The sequence below is a fragment of the Acinetobacter sp. Swhac1 genome (assembly GCF_013390985.1).
Lineage (GTDB): Bacteria > Pseudomonadota > Gammaproteobacteria > Pseudomonadales > Moraxellaceae > Acinetobacter > Acinetobacter towneri.
In genome coordinates this window covers 1-1,804 of the sequence record NZ_JACASN010000086.1, presented here as the reverse complement: position 1 = coordinate 1,804, position 1,804 = coordinate 1, and the positions used below count along the sequence as shown (strand labels likewise).

Sequence of the window (1,804 nt, the reverse complement as noted above, 5' to 3'; positions counted from 1 at the left end):
TGTTCAAATGGCTATTCTACGTTTGATTGGTTTTGGAAAAAAAGAAGAATTTAAGAAAGTGCTAGCAATTTTAAGAAAGAAAAAGCCTGATAGGACAAGGATCCTATGAAATTTGTCGTGTACAGAGGGTTTTTTTAATACATCTGCTTCATGATGCGATAAATACGCTTATGATTCACTTGCTTCAATAACATCTACTTGCCTTTAAGTGACAATTGAAATGTGACTCAGTTAGAGCTTGCTAGTCTTTTAATAAGCTACAGTCTTATGTATCTAAAGTTGAAATTTTACAAAGAAGATTGGCTTACTAATCTTAGATAAAGATATGAGAGTATGTATGAATCAATTCGATTTTTATGTTTAAAATACATTATCTGTATTAAGTTTATTAATTTACAATGAAAAAAAGAATAGGTCCAGATGGAGTTCATTTTTTTGATAGGGCTAATGGGAATAATATCCTAATAAATGAGCTTCTATTGCCAGAAGCAGACTGGACTGTAGCACCTAGACAAATTTCAGTAGCACTTACTAATATTTGTGATTTGCATTGTAAATTTTGCTATGCGCCCAAAATAAAAGCCTCTCTTCCATTTGATTACTTAAAAAAATGGTTAAAGGAAATTGATCAGCTTGGTACTTTTGGAGTGGGCTTTGGAGGCGGGGAACCAACTTTATATCCTAAATTTGCTGAGATATGTGAATTTACAGCTAACGAGACAGATTTAGCTGTAACATTCACTACTCACGGACATCGTTTAACTGATGATTTATTGTCTAATCTTAAAGGAAATGTAAATTTCATTAGAATAAGTATTGATGGTGTTGGGACTACTTATGAGAAATTTCGTGGTCGAAAATTTGATAAATTAATAGAACGTATTGAAAGAACAAGGGAAATTAGTTCTTTGGGTTTCAATGTTGTAATTAATGATTCAACTATACAGGACCTTGATCAGGTCACAGAAATTGCAGAGAAGTTTGATATATCCGAAGTTCTACTTTTACCCCAGCAAGCTACTCAAAACGTCAAAAGTTTATCAAAAGATTCTTATGAAAAAATGAAGAAGTGGATAGAAGGTTATAGTGGGGAAACTCGTTTAACTATAAGTGATATTGGGCTTGAATCAAATTTTATATGCAATCCACTTTTGATGGAAACTGGGCTTAATGCTTATGCTCATATAGATGCTCTAGGCTTTCTTAAAAGTAGTTCATATTCAAATATTGGTCAGGAAATTGGTGGAAAAAGTGTTTTAGAAGCACTTCAGTTATTAAAGAAATATAAATAAGGGTAAGACGTGAAAATTTGGAACAGTTATGGATCAGAACATTCTATGAATTTGGTATTAATAGGCTCATTTGTTCAAGCTAAAGATGCTGAAAATATAGAAAAGTTTGTTACAAAGTTGAAAAAAGCTTCTGAATATGAGGAATATTACTTATCTGGTGAACCTCCAGAAAATCATAGATTTTCTAAAGAAGTCTTAGAGGCTCTTCAAGAACACCACGTTAATCATTTATCTCCATTAGAAATAGATCAATTTAATTCTGATTATTATTTAGAGCGAGATGGGAATAAGATAACGATTGATACGGATGAGATTGATATATCTGCATTTATTAAAATATTTGTAGATGCTGGTGCTAAAGTAGAAGTTTACTCAAAACATTTCTATCCTGAGAATCCTGAGAATCCTGAGAATCCTGAGAATCCTGAGAATCCTGAGAATCCTGAGAATCCTGAGAATCCTGAGAATCCTGAGAATCCTGAGAATCCTGAGAATCCTGAGAATCCTGAGAA

General features: G+C 32.5%; 2 protein-coding genes. Both read left to right on the top strand.

Annotated features, from left to right (window positions below; translation table 11 throughout):
• Positions 1–398 precede the first annotated feature (398 nt).
• Positions 399–1,292, top strand: coding sequence for a radical SAM protein (locus HX743_RS15925; RefSeq protein ID WP_087662166.1), 894 nt, complete (start codon positions 399–401; stop codon positions 1,290–1,292).
• A gap of 45 nt (positions 1,293–1,337) precedes the next feature.
• The coding region (locus tag HX743_RS16285; RefSeq protein ID WP_218618969.1) for a DUF6375 family protein at positions 1,338–1,804 on the top strand (467 nt) is incomplete at its 3' end.

Bases quoted from the DNA above. Each gene is read 5' to 3' on its own strand.
- HX743_RS15925 (WP_087662166.1), top strand. From the start codon at position 399: ATGAAAAAAAGAATAGGTCCAGATGGAGTTCATTTTTTTGATAGGGCT.